The sequence below is a fragment of the Oleiphilus sp. HI0067 genome (assembly GCF_001635735.1).
On sequence record NZ_LWFI01000708.1, the window covers coordinates 1 to 291 of the forward strand.

Annotated in this window: 1 protein-coding gene; it reads left to right on the forward strand. The window is 44.7% G+C overall.

Translation table 11 applies throughout. The annotated features are described in order from the left end of the window. A partial coding sequence (locus A3739_RS07910) for a fatty acid cis/trans isomerase (protein ID WP_197472184.1) occupies positions 1–291 on the forward strand: 291 nt, incomplete at both ends.

Below are 291 nucleotides of genomic sequence, written 5' to 3' on the forward strand. Positions count from 1 at the left end.
TGATGCTAAGAGTGCATCGAATCCATTTATTACGTTTAAAGAGCTTCCGGCTTCAGCGCGGTATAAATTCATGTTACAAGAAGCTGAATTCACGATAATGGGTTACATCAAGGGGCCCGTATGTCGTGGGCAAGTGGCCTTGAATGTGATCGAAGATCATTTCTGGGTATTTTTTGTCGACCCTGACATTCCTACTATGCTGTATCAGCCAGCACGTGCTGAAAGTTATGCGGGCAACCTTCGCTTACCTGCTGAAGATCGAAGTACAGCCTCACCATTTAAAATATGGAC